Source organism: Nocardia sp. CA-119907 (genome assembly GCF_050955995.1).
GTDB lineage: Bacteria > Actinomycetota > Actinomycetes > Mycobacteriales > Mycobacteriaceae > Nocardia.
The window spans coordinates 5,553,072-5,570,213 of record NZ_CP192091.1 but is presented as its reverse complement, the minus strand read 5'-3'; the positions used below and the strand labels follow the sequence as shown (position 1 = coordinate 5,570,213).

Annotated in this window: 16 protein-coding genes; 9 read left to right on the top strand and 7 right to left on the bottom strand. The window is 65.4% G+C overall.

Annotated features, from left to right (window positions below):
- Window positions 1-13 precede the first annotated feature (13 nt).
- A complete protein-coding gene (locus tag ACQP2D_RS24585; RefSeq protein ID WP_433678263.1) occupies window positions 14-1,531 on the top strand; it encodes a UbiD family decarboxylase in 1,518 nt (505 codons plus the stop codon).
- A gap of 75 nt (window positions 1,532-1,606) precedes the next feature.
- On the opposite strand, the gene ACQP2D_RS24580 is transcribed toward ACQP2D_RS24585, so the two are convergent.
- From ACQP2D_RS24580 to ACQP2D_RS24560, 5 genes are all read right to left on the bottom strand, one after another.
- The gene (locus ACQP2D_RS24580) at window positions 1,607-2,107 is read right to left on the bottom strand and encodes an MFS transporter (protein WP_433678262.1); all 501 of its coding nucleotides are present in this window, start codon (window positions 2,105-2,107) and stop codon (window positions 1,607-1,609) included.
- Window positions 2,108-2,306: 199 nt separating this feature from the next.
- A complete protein-coding gene (locus tag ACQP2D_RS24575) occupies window positions 2,307-2,801 on the bottom strand; it encodes a flavin reductase family protein (RefSeq protein WP_433678261.1) in 495 nt (164 codons plus the stop codon).
- A gap of 13 nt (window positions 2,802-2,814) precedes the next feature.
- A complete protein-coding gene (locus tag ACQP2D_RS24570) occupies window positions 2,815-4,011 on the bottom strand; it encodes an acyl-CoA dehydrogenase family protein (RefSeq protein WP_433678260.1) in 1,197 nt (398 codons plus the stop codon).
- A 16-nt stretch (window positions 4,012-4,027) separates the two neighbouring features.
- Window positions 4,028-4,300, bottom strand: coding sequence for a hypothetical protein (locus ACQP2D_RS24565; protein ID WP_433678259.1), 273 nt, complete (start codon window positions 4,298-4,300; stop codon window positions 4,028-4,030).
- Between the two features lie 501 nt (window positions 4,301-4,801).
- Window positions 4,802-5,083, bottom strand: coding sequence for a hypothetical protein (locus tag ACQP2D_RS24560; protein ID WP_433678258.1), 282 nt, complete (start codon window positions 5,081-5,083; stop codon window positions 4,802-4,804).
- Between the two features lie 710 nt (window positions 5,084-5,793).
- On the opposite strand from ACQP2D_RS24560, the gene ACQP2D_RS24555 reads away from it, so the two are divergent.
- Together ACQP2D_RS24555 and ACQP2D_RS24550 are read left to right on the top strand one after the other, a co-directional pair.
- On the top strand, window positions 5,794-7,362 hold the full coding sequence (locus ACQP2D_RS24555) for an aldehyde dehydrogenase family protein (protein ID WP_433678257.1): 1,569 nt from the start codon (window positions 5,794-5,796) through the stop codon (window positions 7,360-7,362).
- On the top strand, window positions 7,359-7,505 hold the full coding sequence (locus tag ACQP2D_RS24550; protein WP_433678256.1) for a hypothetical protein: 147 nt from the start codon (window positions 7,359-7,361) through the stop codon (window positions 7,503-7,505). Before ACQP2D_RS24555 ends, ACQP2D_RS24550 begins: the two co-directional genes overlap by 4 nt.
- Window positions 7,506-7,727: 222 nt before the next feature.
- Here the strand turns inward: ACQP2D_RS24550 and ACQP2D_RS24545 are convergent, their stop codons facing one another.
- Window positions 7,728-8,648, bottom strand: coding sequence for a helix-turn-helix domain-containing protein (locus ACQP2D_RS24545; protein ID WP_433678255.1), 921 nt, complete (start codon window positions 8,646-8,648; stop codon window positions 7,728-7,730).
- Between the two features lie 214 nt (window positions 8,649-8,862).
- On the opposite strand from ACQP2D_RS24545, the gene ACQP2D_RS24540 reads away from it, so the two are divergent.
- From ACQP2D_RS24540 to ACQP2D_RS24530, 3 genes are all read left to right on the top strand, one after another.
- A complete protein-coding gene (locus tag ACQP2D_RS24540; protein WP_433678254.1) occupies window positions 8,863-10,326 on the top strand; it encodes a benzaldehyde dehydrogenase in 1,464 nt (487 codons plus the stop codon).
- Window positions 10,327-11,060: 734 nt separating this feature from the next.
- Window positions 11,061-12,089, top strand: a complete 1,029-nt coding sequence (locus tag ACQP2D_RS24535; RefSeq protein ID WP_433678253.1) for an amidohydrolase family protein — start codon at window positions 11,061-11,063, stop codon at window positions 12,087-12,089.
- A gap of 281 nt (window positions 12,090-12,370) precedes the next feature.
- Window positions 12,371-12,514, top strand: a complete 144-nt coding sequence (locus tag ACQP2D_RS24530; protein WP_433678252.1) for a hypothetical protein — start codon at window positions 12,371-12,373, stop codon at window positions 12,512-12,514.
- A gap of 229 nt (window positions 12,515-12,743) precedes the next feature.
- On the opposite strand, the gene ACQP2D_RS24525 is transcribed toward ACQP2D_RS24530, so the two are convergent.
- Complete coding sequence (locus tag ACQP2D_RS24525) at window positions 12,744-12,983, bottom strand: hypothetical protein (RefSeq protein ID WP_433678251.1); 240 nt, start codon at window positions 12,981-12,983, stop codon at window positions 12,744-12,746.
- A gap of 542 nt (window positions 12,984-13,525) precedes the next feature.
- Between ACQP2D_RS24525 and ACQP2D_RS24520 the strand changes: the two genes are divergently transcribed.
- From ACQP2D_RS24520 to ACQP2D_RS24510, 3 genes are all read left to right on the top strand, one after another.
- On the top strand, window positions 13,526-13,984 hold the full coding sequence (locus ACQP2D_RS24520; RefSeq protein WP_433678250.1) for a PaaI family thioesterase: 459 nt from the start codon (window positions 13,526-13,528) through the stop codon (window positions 13,982-13,984).
- 125 nt (window positions 13,985-14,109) lie between these two features.
- Window positions 14,110-15,744: a 4-coumarate--CoA ligase family protein gene (locus ACQP2D_RS24515; protein WP_433678249.1), complete on the top strand. Its 1,635-nt coding sequence runs from the start codon at window positions 14,110-14,112 to the stop codon at window positions 15,742-15,744.
- Window positions 15,745-15,912: 168 nt separating this feature from the next.
- Window positions 15,913-17,085: a PucR family transcriptional regulator gene (locus ACQP2D_RS24510; protein WP_433678248.1), complete on the top strand. Its 1,173-nt coding sequence runs from the start codon at window positions 15,913-15,915 to the stop codon at window positions 17,083-17,085.
- Window positions 17,086-17,142: the final 57 nt, after the last annotated feature.

Here is a 17,142-nt window from a genome sequence, read left to right as displayed (position 1 = left end):
AAAGGGACCTCAGATGAAGCGCTTTCCGGACCTGCGCTCGTTCTTGGACGCACTGGACAAGCTCGGCGATGTCAAGCACGTCACCCGCATGGTCAGCGCCGATCTCGAGGCCGCCGCGATAACCCGCAGATCACTCGAAACCGATTCCCCGGCACCACTGTTCGAGGCCATCGAAGGGGTGGCTCCCGGATTCCGTTTGCTCGGCGCCTCCGCGGCGCTGTCGTCGGTGCCGGACAAACCGTTCGCTCGCCTGGCACTCGCGCTCGGACTGCCCGCCGAAGCCACCGCGGCCGAACTGGTCGAGCACGTGCTCGCCACCGCCGAAAAGCAGCCGGTACCACCGAAGCTGGTGGAGCCCAGTGCTGCGCCGTGCAAACAAAACATCCTGCTGGGCGACGAGGCCACCCTCGACAAGTTCCCCATCCCGAAGCTACACCAGCACGACGGCGGGAAATACCTGAATACCTGGGGCATCGTCATCACCCGGACCCCGGATGGCAGCTGGACCAATTGGGGCATCTCCCGGATGATGATGATCGATGGCCAGCACTTCACCGGGCAGGTCGCGGCCCCGCAGCACCTCGGTCTAGCCTACGAGCAGTGGGCCGCGCTGGGCCAGCCGATGCCCTTCGCCATCGTCCAGGGCGGCGACCCCGCGATCCCGTTCTCGGGCGGAATCCCTCTCGGAGACACCGGCATTCCGCTCGCCGAGCGAGGACCAGGGACGTTCGCCGCCCCCGTCGACGAGGCGGGCTGGGTCGGCGCTCTCACCGGCGAACCGGTCGGACTCGTGAAATGCGAGACCGTCGATCTCGAGGTGCCGGCCACCGCCGAAGTGGTGATCGAAGGCTTCGTCGCCCCGGAGCGCACCGAACCGGAAGGACCATTCGGTGAGTTCCCCGGGTACGCGAATTGGAGCTCACCGGCCACCGAACAGCTCAAGCCCCGCTTCACGATCACCGCGATCACCCATCGCGACGACCCGATCTGGCCCATCGTGCCGGAGGGCCGCCCGGTCGACGAGGACCACACCGTGACCGGGATCGGCTACTCGGCGGAGATTCTCGGCGCGCTGCGGAGCGCGGGCCTGCCCATCACCACGGTCTGGATGCCGCTGCGCATGGCCGCGCACTGGGCGATTGCGATCGTGCCGCGCGACTGGCGAACCACATTGCCCGGCACGGATTCCGGTCAGCTGGCGCAGCGCGTGGCCGAAGTCCTGAACACCGTTCGCTCAGGCCGTTTCGTCGCCCAAGTCGTCCTGTTCGACGACGACATCGACCCCTCGAATGACACCGACCTGCTGTGGGCGATCGGAACTCGTATGCATCCGCTGCACCGAGCCTATGAATCACAGGGGGTGGTGTATCCGATGCTCACCTGCTACACCTCCGAGGAGCGCGCCACCCGGCGCGGCTCGGTCGTCGTGCGTGACGCCCTGCTGCCCAACGGGCCCATCGAGCACAGCTCGTTCGCACAGGCGTATCCGCCCGAGATCCAGCAGCGGGTGCTCGCACACTGGGACGACTGAACCGGAGCGCTCGCAGTCGGCGAACGGCTATCGCGCGGAACTACTTCGCCGACGTTCCGCGCGGGTTCGTCCGAGCTACTCGCCGCTGTGGTTCAGTGGCCGGATTTCGCGCCGCAGCACGACGGCCCAGGCTATCGAGATGACGCCGGAGACGGCTGCGAGGAGCATTAGGGCATGCTGCAAACCTCCGGCGCCCGTGCCGAGAGCTGACATGACGAACGGCGTCGCGAAGCCCCCGATGTTGATGACGCCGTTTCCGAGTCCAGCGCCGCGGCCGCGTTGATCGAAGCTCAGGCGGCTGACCGACCAGGTGAGCATTGTGGGCAACACCATCCCTGGGGCGAAACCGTGCACGATGGTTCCCGCAGTCGTGACCACCGGGTCGTGTGCCATGGGGACGATCAGCAATCCGACTGCGGCGGTGGCGAATTCAGCGGGGACGAGGACCCGGACACTGAGGTGCGCCAAGCGGCCGAAGCCGATAGCTCCGATCGCGGAGGCCAGGGCAGGCACCGCCGCGACCGCGCCGAGCGTGGCCGGGTTCTCGACGCCGAGGTCGTTGAGGACGAATGGCAATTCGACGATCGCAGGCCCAGATAGCGGGCGCGTCGCGGTCCGGCCCAGTAGTCGGTGATCAGCGCGAGCGCGCCGATGGCGCAGGCGGCTTCGCAACAACCCGCCGCCGTGCGTGTGGCCAGGATCGCGGGTAGAGAGGTCAGGTACATGGTGACCTGGAGAGTGGTGAAGCGGAGAACGGAAGGCAGCGGTGGGTGGGTCAGCCTGCCGAGGAAATGAATTCCGCGCACGCGGAATGAGTGCCGAAGGTACGGAACCCGTAGACCAGCGGCGGGGCTACTCGGCTCTCGGCCGCGGTCACTGCGCCGAGCAGCAGCAAATGGTCGCCGCCGTCGACCGCGCGATCCAGAGTGCAGGCCAGCCACCCGTTGGCTGCCTCGAGGCGGGGGAGCGACGAGTCGAAACGCCAGTCCAATCCTTGGAATCGATCGATGCCACGACGGGCGAACCGAGTGGCGACCCACTCTTGCTCGAAGCCGAGGATATTGACCCCGAATCGGCCGTTGCCTTGGATCGTGGTGAGCAGCGTTGATCTTCGGTCGAGTGCGACCGTGATCATCGGTGGGTCCAAGGACAATGAAGCGAACGAACTGACCGTCGTGCCCTGCGGAGTCGTGTCCGCAGTCGCGGTGACGACGGTGACCGGCCCGCACACGCCGGCCATGAGATCCCGAAAATCCTGCTCGGAGACCATGGTTCCTCCGAGATCAGGTGAAGTTTCGCGTCGGGTGGGGGTCGGTGGCGCGGCCCAGCAGGACCTCGCCCACACGCACCATGGTGCCGTCCTGGTCCACCGTCCGGTGGTTGTACATCACTTCGATGTCACGGGCGAAATGCTGAGTGATATCGCCTGCGCGGAAGATCGCAACACCGGAACCGTGGACGATGGCCTGCATCGCCGCGTACGCGGACCGCGATACGGAAAGGCAGTCCAGCTTCAGCTCCACCCGCGCCTCGTCACTGAGAGGCCCGTGTGACGCTGCCGAAACGGTTTGCTGGACAACGTGGTCCAGCAGCGCTTGTCCAGTGCGCAGGTGCGAGATGACCTTCGCGTAGCGGAGCTGCCCGACGGGCGTGTCGGCAGAAGGCAGGAAACTGAATGCGCCGCGGCGGGTTTCGATGAGCTGCCGATAGATCTGCTCCAGTCCCTGGGCGGCGCCCAGCAGTATCGCCGGAATCATCGGCATGAGGATGTCCCGCATGTCATAGGAATAGACCGGTTCGGGGTGCAGTGCCGAGCCGGGGTTGCTGGGCGATTCCAACTGGGCGAAGTCGCAGTGGAAGAGTTCGTCGACGAACAGGTCGGTGGCTACAACATCATGGCTACCGGTGCCCTGCATTCCGGTCATGAACCAGGTGTCCGGTACCTCGACGCTGTCGCGCGGTACCAGGAACAACCCGAGCTCGGGTCCGTTCTCACCGTCCACCAAGCCCAAGAGCTGAACCCACGTGGCGTTCATGACTCCCGAGCAGAATCCCCATCGTCCGGTGAGCTCGTATCCACCGGGTACTTGCTTGACTCGGTTGGGTGAGTTTGCGGAGAACGCCATCAGCGGGAGATCGTCACCCGTGAATACCTCGCGCTGAGTCGGTTCCGGCCAGCGCGCCAGCAGCCAGTTGTGCGCGATCAGGAATGACATGGTCCATGCCGCGGATGGATCGCCCTGGCCCAGCAGGCGTGCGACGTCGACGAATTCGCGCAGGCCTGCGGCGGCGCCGCCGAGGCTGGCGGGTACGAGCAACCCGAACAGGCCTGCGTCTGCCGCGGCCCGCAGCAGGCTGTCCGGCAATCGCCGTTGCTCTGCTGTTTGCGAGAGGTGCTCTCGCAGTAGGGGAATGAGGTCCTGAGCACCCTGAACAACAGGGTGGACATCGGTCGTGGGAGGCATCGATACGGTGTTCATCTCCAGCTTTCTCTTGCTATCGGGTGAGGACCGAATCCCCGTTGAAGTCGAGGATGCGAGTCTTTTCGCCGGGTGTCAGACTCGGCGAGGTTTGGATGAAATCGACTACGTTGCCGACAGGGCCGCGCGGTGTGTCACTCCCGAGCACCAGGCGCTCCACGCCGATGGATCCGCGTATCGCGTCGAAGCGGCCAGGGTCGTCGGTGAGGCTGGTGTCGTACCAGAATCGGCGCAACTGGCTGACAGCGCCGCCCAATTCCGCGTGCAGACCGGGTTGGCCTACTTTCATGAGGAGGCATGGGCGACCGACCTCTGGTACCGCAGCGGCGCCGGCAGGCGCGCACAGGAGAGCACCGCCCGATAGATCAGTGCCATTCAGAATTCGGGTGACCGCACGGACGAGATCCGCACGATCGCCGCACCCACACTGGTCCTGCACGGCGACAGGGGTCTGATGGTCCACCCAAGCGGCGGGCAGGCGACAGCCGCGGCAATCCCCGGTGCACGCCACGTGGTCATCGCGGGTCTCAGCCACCATCTGCGGCCAGGCTTGGATACGCCAGGCTTGGATAAACGAATGGTCGAGTTGATCACGAGCACGCGAAATCCGTACCTGTCGCGAGATGATCGCGGTTCCCTTCCATGTGCTGTAAGCGTCTGGTGGTCGGCGTACCGCTGCCGGTGCGAGGTGGCAGAGCGGGGAGGGACCTTCCCGGCTGGAAAGGTCCCTCACACGCCATCCAAGATCCGCCCGCGGAGGAGTGGCTGATCGTTCGGACGGACTTGTCGGTCAGCCGAAGGAGCCGGTTGGCGCCGGTGTCGGCTGCTGCGGTGTCGGCTGCTGCTGCGGCTGGTTCGGTCCCTGATCACCGGAGCGATTGTGGTCTCCGCCGTGATCGTTGTTCCAATCCTGGTCGGCGACCTGGCTGACCAAGGGAACACCGTTACCGACAGTTGCGGCCGAGGCCGGGATCGTGAGCGCGGCAAGCGGCATCGTGACCAGAGCGCCGGACACTGCGACACGGGCGGCCATACGGCGGAAGCGCGACGAGGTCGTAGTCGTGGAAGTCAACAGGCAACACCTTTCTCGAAGGGGATAACAGCAAATGCGCTGCTACTTCCTCTAATTCAAATGAGCGCGCCTCTGGCCTCGATGGGGCGAGCCTGTGCGTCGGCTTGGAAAGATTCCGATGCAGGGCGGACAGTGCTGACCGCATCGTTAGTGATCAGGTCATGGTCGATCAGCGTGGCGAGGTCGATGCGGTTGTGGGCCAAGGGTCGGTGAACGAGACACCGAAACCTGTCACCGCACTTGCTCGGGCGACCGTCACGATGTGGCCGCTGACCGTGCTGGCCATACCGCCCACCACGTGCGGTGTCCCGCGCGGGATGGGGCGAGCAACACCCAGGCCGCCAAAGCCCTGTACGGGCATCACAATACGGTCGTCAACCGTCTCGAGTGTGCCACGCACTGGTGCCGGAGCCATTGGAGCAGCGAACGCTGCAGGTCGGCCTCGCGCTGGAGATCATCCACGTCACCCGGACTCATGCACGACTGATAAAGCGACCGGTCGGCGGCACACCGCCGCACCCATGTGCTTTCGGCACATCGGGCTTCGACGTGATGTGCGCAACGCACTTGTCGGTCGAAGTCGCTCGGAGCGAGGATTTCGGAATCATCGGCGAACGCGAGTTCCCGACGACATCGCCGAATCATCCGGCTGCGATCCCGAACACGGTGCCAGCTGCTCGATAGAGCCCCCATGACCAAAGGAGGTCGGTGTGACCGCGACTGAGCAAGATGTCCGAAGCACGCACGGAGTCGACAATTCCCGTGCGGATTCCGAAATCGAGGTGCGCAACCCCGCCGATGGCCGAGTTGTGAACCGGGTGCCCGTACGGTCCGCGCTGTCGGTCGCCGCGGCGGCCGCGCAGCTGCGTGAGCAGCAGGTGCACTGGGAAGCTCTCGGACCTCGGAAGCGGGCCGAGTGGCTGTTCCGATTGCAGGACTGGCTGATCGACAACTCCTCCCGGATCACCGATGTCCTGCAGTCCGAAACCGGGAAGTCCCGCTACGACGCGGCAGTCGAAGTGCCGACCACCGTTGACCTGATCAGATACTGGGGCACGCGGGCGGCGGGCTTCCTCGCTGATGAACGTCCGACGTTGTTCAGCGGCCTCGGTGTGACCAAACACCTCGTCACCACCTACCGGCCCTATCCGGTGGTCGGTGTCATCACGCCGTGGAACTTCCCGCTCGCGATGATCAGCCTCGACGCGATACCGGCACTCATGGCCGGTGCCGCGGTGCTCGTCAAGCCGTCGGAGACCACCCCGCTGAGCGCGCTGGAATTGGCCCGAGGGTGGAGCGAAATCGGAGCGCCGGCGGTGCTGTCGGTAATGACCGGACTCGGTGATACCGGCCGTGCGGTAGTGGAGAACGTCGACTACGTGCAGTTCACCGGGTCGACCCCGACCGGCAGGGCGATCGCGCAAGCCTGTGCGCAGAACTTGACACCCTACAGTTTGGAAATGGGCGGCAAAGATCCCGCGATCGTGTTGGCCGACGCCGATATCGAGCACGCCGCGCGGGGAATCGCATTCGGCGGAATGTTCAATTCCGGCCAGGTCTGTGTGTCGGTCGAACGTGTCTATGTGGAGGCGCCGATCCACGACCGGTTCGTCGCCGCCCTCACCGAACAGGTTCGATCGTTGCGTCAGGGACACGACGGCGCGAAGTTCGCCTACGATCTCGGCGCCATGGCCACCGCGACGCAGCGTGACATCGTGCAGCGCCACGTCGACGACGCGATCGCGCACGGTGCTACCCCGACTGTCGGCGGAAAGGCCGGGCCTGCAACATTTTTCGAGCCGACCGTGTTGGTCGGTGTCGACCAGTCGATGGTCTGCGTGCGCGAGGAGACCTTCGGTCCGACGCTGCCGGTGATCAAGGTCGCCGACGAAGAAGAGGCGGTTCGGCTGGCCAACGACTCGGCCTACGGCCTGTCGGCATCCGTCTGGACGAGTGACAGGCGGCGCGGCGTGCGCATCGCCCGGCAGCTGCAGAGCGGCGCGGTCAACATCAACGACGTCATGACGAACGCATTCATGCCGGCGGTTCCGATGGGCGGCTGGAAGGATTCCGGCGTGGGCGCTCGGTCCGGAGGCGCGGCCGGGATCCGCAAATATTGCCGCCCCCAGACCATCACGGTTCCGCGCGGACCGGCCAGGAAACGTGAACTCCAGTGGTATCCCGCCTCGCAGTGGCGGCACCGAGCCGTGTTCGGATTGGGGCAGGCACTGGCTGCCCGCGGAGCACGACGGCTTGCACTGCTGCTTCGACGGTCGTGAGCAGCGATCGCCTGTCCGAGGAGATGGGTGGCGTCCCCGCGCCGATGCCGATGGTGTGGGCCGTCCGAGAGATGATTCATGCGGCCAACTCGGCTGCCAGCTTCATCGACCTCGGGCCCGCTATGACGCAGGTGCTGTCCTAGATCGCTGGCTGCCGCGGCCGCTGGACCCGCTCGGCCGTGCGATCCTGCTTGTCCCTGCAGCCCGATCACGTCTTGGAAGCCGTCGGGCAGAAGAAGCCGCCCGCGCCCGTAGTCGGGCTTATTCGCGGCACCATCCGGGTGTCGGCGCGGGCGGGGATGCGTGCCGCGAAACGGCGGCGGCACGGACAGGCAAATGGCCGATGAAAGCTCTTGTGACGGGCGTCATTTCGATGAGATCGTGGTGCGCACCTCCGATGGCGTGACCGCGAACGCGGCACGAAACGCACGGGTGAAATGCGGTGCGTCGTAGAAGCACCAGCGGGCGGCGATGCCAGCGATGCTGAGATGACCCAGGCTCGGAGACAGCAACTCGCGTCGGGCGCCGGACAAACGCTGGTGCCGGATGAAATCGGAGACAGTGGTCCCGCCGTCGGCGAACGCGCGTTGCAGGGTCCGTGGCGACACATGGTGCACGGCAGCAACGGATTCGGCGGTGAGGGCCGGGTCCGAAATATGTTCGTGGATAAAGCATTCCGCTTGGGCGCGCAGGTTCGCCGTGAGTGATGTGTGGTCTTCGGTCAGAGACGCCCACAAGATCGCGGTCACCAAGTTGAGCGCCGCCGCGCCGACGAAGGGGGTCGGCGCGGGGACTGCGGGGTCCAGGGTGTAATCGGCGACGAGACCGGTCAGGACCGTGCCTGGACCGGCCTCCGCAGCGTGCGCATGCCGCATGGCGGCGTTGATGTCTCGCCGCGAGAGCGGGAGCGCCGACCGCGGGAACGCGACAACCGTTCCGCGCCAGCCTTCGTCGAAGGTGAGCCGATAGGGGCGGGACAGATCGTAAAGGGCGAGTTGCCCCGTGCCTATGGCCACTTCGTGACCGTGTTGCTCGACGACTCCCTGGCCGCGCGTCAGCAGGCAGACCTTCAGCGCCTCGCTGGGGTTTTGGCGCGCGGTCGCCGGAGATCTGCGCAGCACCTGCGCCGAACCAGCGACGTCGTACGCGATGACGTCGCCGAAGTGCGCCGCGCGCAGTGTGCCCCGAATCGGTCTATTGTCCAGCGACTCGGCATGAAGGCCGCTGAATTCCGAGGCGAGCAGTTGGTGCCACGTATCGCTGTGGGGCAGTCCGATGTTCGGCAATTCGAGCAACCTCCCGGCGTGTTCCGGTGGTTCGTATTGTGCAAGCCCCGCGGAAGCCGAGGGGGTTGTTCGAAGAAAGACGTCCGAATGCACTTGACGCCCGTCGACAACGGACCTGTCGCGTATCGGCAACTCGGGCTCGTTGTGGCCGCCCACCATGACAGCACCGGTGCGAAATGACTCGCACCGAATGCGATGCGAAGGAGTGGCGAAGATGCCCGGCTTACTGAGTGGTGACCACTGGCACAACAAGATCTACAGCGATGGCTGGACCGACTCCGACGGCGGCGTCATCAAGGTGACCGAGCCGGCGACCGGGGAGGTGCTGGCCGAAGTCGGTCTCGCCAATGCGGCCGATATCGACCGGGCGGCAGAGCGTGCGGCAGCAGCGCAGCCCGGCTGGGCAGCCCTCATCGGACCCCAGCGCGCAGCCGTATTCCGCAGAGCGGCAGCCCTTCTCGACGAAAACCGGAAGGAAATCGTACGGTGGCTGATCCGCGAAGCCGGGTCTACGGAGATGAAGGCGGCCTTCGAGGTCGAATTGTCGCTGGCCGAACTGTGGGAGGCGGCGGCGCTGCCGACCCAGCCGTGCGGGCATGCGCTGCCCAGCAGTGTCGACGGCCGAAACAGCGTCGCGTACCGCGTCCCTGTCGGCGTGGTCGGTGTCATCACACCCTGGAACTTCCCGTTTTATCTGGCGCTGCGTGCGGTTGCCCCGGCGTTGGCCCTGGGAAATGCCGTGGTGCTCAAGCCCGATGAGCAAACTGCCGTGGTCGGTGGCGTCGCGCTCGCCGAGCTCTTCGAGCGGGCGGGCTTGCCGAGCGGTGTGCTGCAGGTCATGGCCGGTGATGCCGAACCGGGGCAGGCATTGTGCGAGAACCGGCGCATCGCGATGGTGTCGTTCACCGGGTCCTCGGAGGTGGGCCGGTTGGTCGGGGCCTCGGCGGGGCGCACACTGAAACGGCTGTCCCTCGAGCTGGGCGGCAACAACGCGTTAATCGTTCTCGATGACGCTGACCTGGAGGTGGCGAGTTCGGCGGGCGCGTGGGGAGCATTCGCCCATCAAGGGCAAATCTGTATGGCGGCCGGGCGACACATCGTGCTCGAATCGGTCGCGGACGAATACATCGACCGAATCGCCCGGCGTGCCGACGCTTTGACGGTCGGCGATCCGAACAAGGCCGCGGTCGCGCTCGGTCCGTTGATCAATGAGCGCCAAGCGGCGAACGCGGATCGGATCGTGACCCAGACCGTCAAGGCCGGTGCCGCGTTGCGTGCGGGCGGCTCGCGCGACGGGTTGTTCTTCCGGCCGACCGTGCTGGCCGGGGTCACCCCGTCGATGCCCGCATTCCGGGAAGAGATCTTCGCACCGGTCGCGCCAGTGATCGTGGTTCGTGACGAGGACGAGGCCATCGCCGCCGCCAACGACACTGAATACGGACTGGTAGCCGCCATTCAGACTGGATCACCGGACCGCGGCCACACTCTGGCGCAGCGCTTGCGTACCGGTGTGGTGCACGTCAACGACCAAACGGTGAACGTTGACAACTTCTCGCCGTTCGGCGGAGTCGGGGCCTCGGGCAACGGTTCGCGATTCGGGGCGCCGTCGAGCTGGGATGAATTCACCCAGTGGCGGTGGGTCACCAGCCGTGCACAGGCATACGGCTATCCATTCTGACCTGTACCGCATGGTCTATGCGCCGCTCTATTCGACGCCTATTCACGGCCCCCGCGTGGCTGAGCGGCAGTTTCGGCCGGTCGCGGCGTAGGGCGAAGACCTTGGCAGCCAATTCACAGAAATACCGGAGCCTTTCTCGATCTCATGCCGCCAGCCTGTGGGTGCCGACCGGTTGCCGCGTAGGTCGGGCATGTCCCGCGCGGGAGCACCCGCCGCGTACTGCGGGACACCCAACCGCCGGGTGAGCTCCTCCCTCGCTCACCCGGCGGTTGGCGATAACGGCCGAACACCGACAGCACTCGAACTGCCGACGCCTCGAGCGTCGGCAGTTCTTTCGTGCGGACAAGTTTCGCGCGACGGAGGGGACGGGTTCCTGTGGCTCCCAGCGATCTCTCAGTTTGACACGAGGCCCGCCGAACACTGGGCACCGATCGTGGGTTCTCGAACGGACGGAACCTTCCGACCGGTACCGAGAAACCGTGCCCGAAAGGTATTTCGAATATGTCTGCAGTCAGAAGTAATCGACCAACGGTGGCCTAGCGGTGACCGGCCTTCTCACTACTTGGTGGTCGTGAACGGCGATCCGGTGGTCGATATCACCGCCATCGGCGACATCCGTCAGGTCGTTCCGGTCGGGTCGTCGTCGACGACAGCAACTAACCCCTGCGTTTCATAGCTGAACGCCGGTGAATTGGGCTTCGCACTGAAATCGATCCAACGAAAGGGCACAACACGTGACAGATACTCACGAACACGCCGCTGCATGCTCGGGTGCGTCCGCCCGGGTGGCCGGATCCAGGGTGGATGTGCACTGTCATTACATCCCGGACTTCTACCACGAGGCGCTGATGGCCAACGGGCACGCCAAAACCGACGGCGTTCCGTTCATCCCGCCGTGGAGTGAAGAGGAGGCCCTGGAGGTCATGGACCAGCTCGGCGTGAAGAAGCAGTATCTGTCGGTCTCGTCCCCGGGAGTGCATTTCGGTAGTGACGCCGCCGCCCGCGATCTGGCCCGCCGCGTGAACGAGGAGGGCGCGCGGCTCTCGCACGCGCACCCGGAGCGGTTCGGGTTCTTCGCCTCCACCCCGCTACCGGATGTCGGCGGGGCGCTCACCGAAATCTCCTACGCCTTCGACCATTTGGGTGCCGCAGGTGTCGTGTTCATGACGAACTTCCACGGTATCTACCACGGCGACGAACTGCTCGAGCCGGTCTATGCCGAACTGGATCGCCGCAACGCGGTGATCTTCCTGCACCCGACCAGTCCCGCCACGAGCAGCGGCCGAGGCGGCCGCTGGCCTATGCCCTACCCGCGGTCCCTGGGGGAATTCCTGTTCGACACCACCCGCTCGGTGACGCACCTTGTGGTGTCTGGCGTGTTGGACCGCTACCGGAACCTGCGGGTTATCGTGCCGTATGCCGGCGCGGCGCTGCCGGTGATGGCCTCGGGTATGGACCTGGTGGGCCGCCGGGTCGGGTCCGGGAAACCGCACATGGTCCATGACGCGCTGCGGCGCCTGCACTTCGATCTGGCGGGGCTTCCGTTGCCCGACATGTTGGCGCCCCTATTGCGTGTCACCGATCCGACCCAGATCCACTACGGCACCGACTACCCGTTCACCCCGGTTCCCGAAATCGAGCGGATCGCAGCGCAACTCGACAATGCGGCCGTGCTCACCGGGCTGGAACTGGCGATGTACGGCAACAGCGAAGCACTGTTCCGGTCGGACCGCAGCGATGTGCGAAACAGCCAGGGTCGATGAGTTATCAGATGCACGATGCACAAGCTCGCGCCGGTCTGCTGCGGATAGGCTGACCTGCGCGTCCGGTGGTTCGATGCAAGTGCGCTGGTGGGGTCTCGGAGGGATACGAAGGTGATTTCTTCCTTCAGCGACTCGCCAGACGACTGGCGCACAGACAACCGACTCGCCGGCTCCGATGGCGAAACCGGTGCGGACGAACATCGTCCGAAACAGTTGGGTTTGATCGTCGCGGAAGGGGATTCGCTGCACCTAGTGATGCCGCCCGCGCCGAAGTCGGGCACATGCATGCCGCGTGGCGCAGTTGGCTCGACAGTCGCCTCGAGGACTGGGATTTCACCGCCCCGAAGGATCGGCGCTTGCTCGATCAGGCCTCGAGCAATATCAACGCCAAGCTGCTCGACGAAAGAGAAGGTCAGCTCGTCTGAGGGGGGAGCGGTCACCGGAACTGCCCGATTCGATTGGGCACCGGCCCCTGTTCAGCGTCGAGCAGGGGCCTTCCGCTGTCCGCCGTCTCGGTATGGATTGAGGAAGGAGCGCAAAGCGTTCTCCCACTGGTCTATTCCGGTGAGCATTTGGCCCGGCGGGGTTGCCCAGCAGGCTGCGAGCAGGTCGTAGCCGCAGTGAACCAGTCCGGCATGGGCAGGGCAGCGGCCATCAGGATCGCCGATCGAGCGGTTCCCGACTGCGTAGCCCCACCAGTGCGCCGCCGCCCACCAAGGCGAAGAACAGTCCGCCAGGTGGGCCGAGCCGCAGCGCGTCCACCGCGAACACTGCCGTGACACCCGTTCCGGTGACCAGGAGCACCAATGCACATGTGGCACTCGGCCCAGCAGCAAGGGCGGTGCCTGCGAGAGCTCCGACGGCGGTCGACAACCGCAGCCACGCCCCAGCCATCAAGGGTGCACCAGGCACGCAGCCGATAGGCGCGCCCCTCGCTATAGAGCACCGCGAACGCGCCGAAGATCACGAACAGCGCGGTATCCGCATGGCCGGATGCGATGACGGCCGCGCCGGGAATGGCCAGCGCAGCCGCCGCCCGCAATCCGGCGCTCCATCGTCGGCCCGTGGACGAGAACGCGAAGAGCAGGAAGCGAATCCGCGCTACACGAGGCAGCGGTTCGTCCTCCGATGACAAGTCCGTGGCCGTCAGCTGATGGTCGGGCCGGCGTCGACAGCGATCGGTTGGCCGCGGCTTCACCGATTCCGCCGCCAGCCCTCGCCCCGGCGATGATCACGACCTTTCCCTTCGATCCGCGCATAGGCCGACCCCTACGTCCGCTCGTATCCACCCCGCCTGGGCGAAATGCACAGCGTTGAAAATATTCCTGTGCATGGTGAACACGAAACGGCCGTTTCGGCTCGGCTAGCGTGATCGTCGTGTATGGGAGCGACCGGTGAAATCACCTGGTGCGCAACGGGAAACGGGAGGAGATATCGTGACGATTTCGACGGAGATCATTTCCGGTGCGGATCTGTGGCAGCGAATCGACGCCGATGGGGAGGGCGCGCTCTCGGAAAAGATGGGGATCGAGATCCTCGAAGCGAGCCCATTGCGCGTCGTCGCCCGCATGCCCGTCGAGGGAAACACTCAACCCTATCGACTGCTGCACGGCGGCGCGTCCTGCGTACTGGCCGAGACGGTGGCCTCGATTGCGGCGGCCCTGCACGCGGGACCGGATCAAATCGCGCTCGGCACCGAACTCAATGCGAGCCATCACCGTTCGGCGACAAGCGGCGACATCACCGCGGTTGCGTCGCAGGTGCACGGCGGCCGGACGGCGGCCACCTACGAGGTCGTGATCTGCGATGACGCGGATCGGCGGATCTGCACGGCCCGGGTAACGTGTGCGATCCGGCCACGGTCGAAGCACGCCGCCCTCGACCGGGTCCGCTGACTTCTGATTGTGCGGATCGCCCAGACATCCGCGCAGGAATGGGCACATGGCACTTCCGAATCGAGGTCGGCCCGCCGAACAATCGTGAGTCGAACCACGGCGATCTGCAGTGCAGCGGAGGAATCATGAGCTTCAGCAGTCCTTTCCCGGATGTCGAAATCCCCGATGTGGGCGTGTTCGATTGTCTTTTCGGTGATCTCGCGTCCGCGGATCTGGGCAAGATCGCGCTGATCGATGGGGCTTCGGGCGCGGCGCTGACCTACGGCAATCTCGTGACCCGCATCGAAGGATTCGCCGGTGGACTGGCAGCGCGTGGCTTCGGCATCGGGGATGTGATCGCGCTGCTGTGCCCCAATGTCCCGGCATTCGCGGTCGCCTTCCACGGCATTCTCCGATCCGGCGCGACGGCTACGACTTTGAACGTGCTGTCCACCGCCGCCGAGATCGGCAAACAACTACAGGCGGCCGGAGCGAGGGCGCTGATCACCACCAGCGCCTTCCTGCCTCAGGCCCGCGAGGCTGCGCAACTCGCGGGCATCGACGCGGACAGGCTGATCGTTCTCGACGGTGCGGCCGGTCACGTGTCCGCCGCGGATCTGCTCGCGCCGATGGCGCCTGCGCCGACGCTGTCGTTCGATCCGGCCAGCCATCTGGCCGTGCTTCCGTTCAGTTCGGGGACGACCGGAAACCCCAAGGGGGTGATGCTGACTCACCGCAATCTGGTCGCCAACGTCTGCCAGATCGACCCATTGCAGGACTTTCAGTCCGGAGATGTGATCTTGGCCGTTCTGCCGTTCTTCCACATCTACGGGATGACGGTGCTGCTCAACGCGGCGCTCAAGGCGCGCGCGCAGCTGGTCGTCATGGCGCGTTTCGAGTTGTCCGAGTTCCTGGAGAATATCGAGAAATACCGTGTGACACACCTTTTCATCGCCCCGCCGGTAGCGCTGGCGCTGGCGAAGCATCCCATGGTCGACGCATTCGACCAGTCCTCGGTCCGCAAGATCGTCAGCGGCGCAGCGCCGCTGGATCAAGAACTGGGTGAGGCGGTGGCCGAACGGCTGGGGACTACCGTGATGCAGGGTTTCGGAATGACCGAACTCAGCCCCGTCAGCCACGGCGTGCCCGACGATCTGGGCGTCTCCATCGGAGGGCGGGCCGCACCGATCAGTGCCAGCGGCTGGCCGGTCGCCAACACCGAGAACAAGCTCATCGACCCGATCACCGGAGCCGAGATCGATATTCCCGCAGAGGGATTGAGCGATCCGGGTGAGCTGCTGGTGCGCGGGCCCAACGTGATGGCCGGGTACCTGAACAATCCCATCGAGACAGCCGCGACCATCGACGCCGACGGCTTCCTGCACACCGGTGATCTGGCGTGCGTCGATCCAACCGGATGCGTGTACATCGTCGACCGGATCAAGGAGCTGATCAAGTACAAGGGGTACCAGGTTCCGCCGGCCGAGTTGGAGTCGTTGCTGCTCAGTCATCCCTCGATCACAGACGCGGCGGTGATCGGCGTGCCGGATGAGGAAGGCGAGGAGATCCCCATGGCGTTCGTGGTGCCGAAACCCGGCGCGGACCTCGGCGAGGAGGAAGTAATCGGGTTCGTCGCGGAGCAGGTCGCGCCGTACAAGAAGGTGCGCCGCGTCGAATTCATCGCCGAGGTTCCGAAGTCCGCGGCCGGGAAAATCCTGCGTAAGGACCTGCGTGGGCGCGTCGCCGCGAACGCGGACACGACAACGGAGCCGGTTCGATGATCGGGCATGCTGGGGTGGTGGGTGCGGTAGCGTGCCCATCGACACCGTTTCCGTCCGTGACCGGTCATTCGAGGCGAAGTGCAGATCAAAACCCCAGGGAAAGTGCCTAGGTACTGGGAGCCCCCGTCGGAGCGAATCGCTGAACTCATCCGCTCCGGGGTAGGTCGCATGCTCGACAACCCGAAGGAGGTCTACCGCGCGGTCGACGACGCCGTAATGGCCTCGCCGGGCTGGCAGCCGGCGGCATCGGAACCAGGACTACTGGAGGCGCTGCAGGCTTCGATTCGCGCCAACTTCAGCCATTGGGCCACCGCCAACTTCAAGACGCCCGGTATGCCGGTGACGCCGAACCTCGGCCCGGAAAACGTTGATCTCGCCCGGGAATTCGTCCGGCACGGATTCGACAGCGGGATACTGACCAATTTCCACGCTGGCCAGAACGCCGCGGTCCAGACCTGGACCACTATGGCATTCGAGCTCACCAGCGATCCGGACGAACTGCGTGAACTGATCGCCGTGGTGAACCGGTCGATCTTCGCCTATATCGACGACACGCTCGCCGCGCTGTACGAAATGATCGACAACGAACGCGGTCAGAACCCCGATGTCGACCATGCCGCGCGTATGGAGGCCGTGGAGCTGGTACTGCAGGGTGCGCCGATCAGCCTCAAGCGTGCCAGCCAGCGCATTCGCTACGACCTGGGCCGGCGTCACCTGGCAGCTGTCGTCTGGACCGATGACGCCGGGACCGACCCGGGCCCGCTCGAGCGAGCGGTGACCGCCCTGGCACAGGCCACCGGCTCCGTGCGGCCGCTGACGATCCTGGCCAGCTCCTCCACCATGTGGGTGTGGGTGTCGAGCACCGAAGAGTTCCGGATGGCCGACATCCGCGAGAACCTCGACGTAGGACCCGGTGCGCGGGTGGCGATCGGGTCCACCGGTGCCGGGCTACAGGGCTTCCGGCGCAGCCATCTCGACGCCGTTTCCACGCAGCGCCTCATGCGGCGGCTGCCCGCCGATACCCGAATCGCCACCTATGACGAGATCGAGGTGGTCGCGCTCGCGACCGCTGACATGGAACGCGCGATGGAGTTCGTCGGCCGCACACTTGGGCCGCTGGCTACCGACGATCCGGAATTGCGTGAGACGCTGCGAATGTACCTGCGCGTGGGATCGAGCACCACGCACGCCGCGAAAGCCCTTTTCGCGCACCGCAATACGATCGTCAATCGACTCGAGCGAGCCCGTGCACTGTTACCGCAACCGCTCGAGGGGCGCACGCTGCAGGTCGCGCTCGCACTCGAGATCGTGCAAGTGACCGGCGGTCCGTCGGGCGACTGAGGCTCGATCGGTCGATTGTTGCTCGACATCGTCCTTCGTTGAGAATTCTGTGGATGA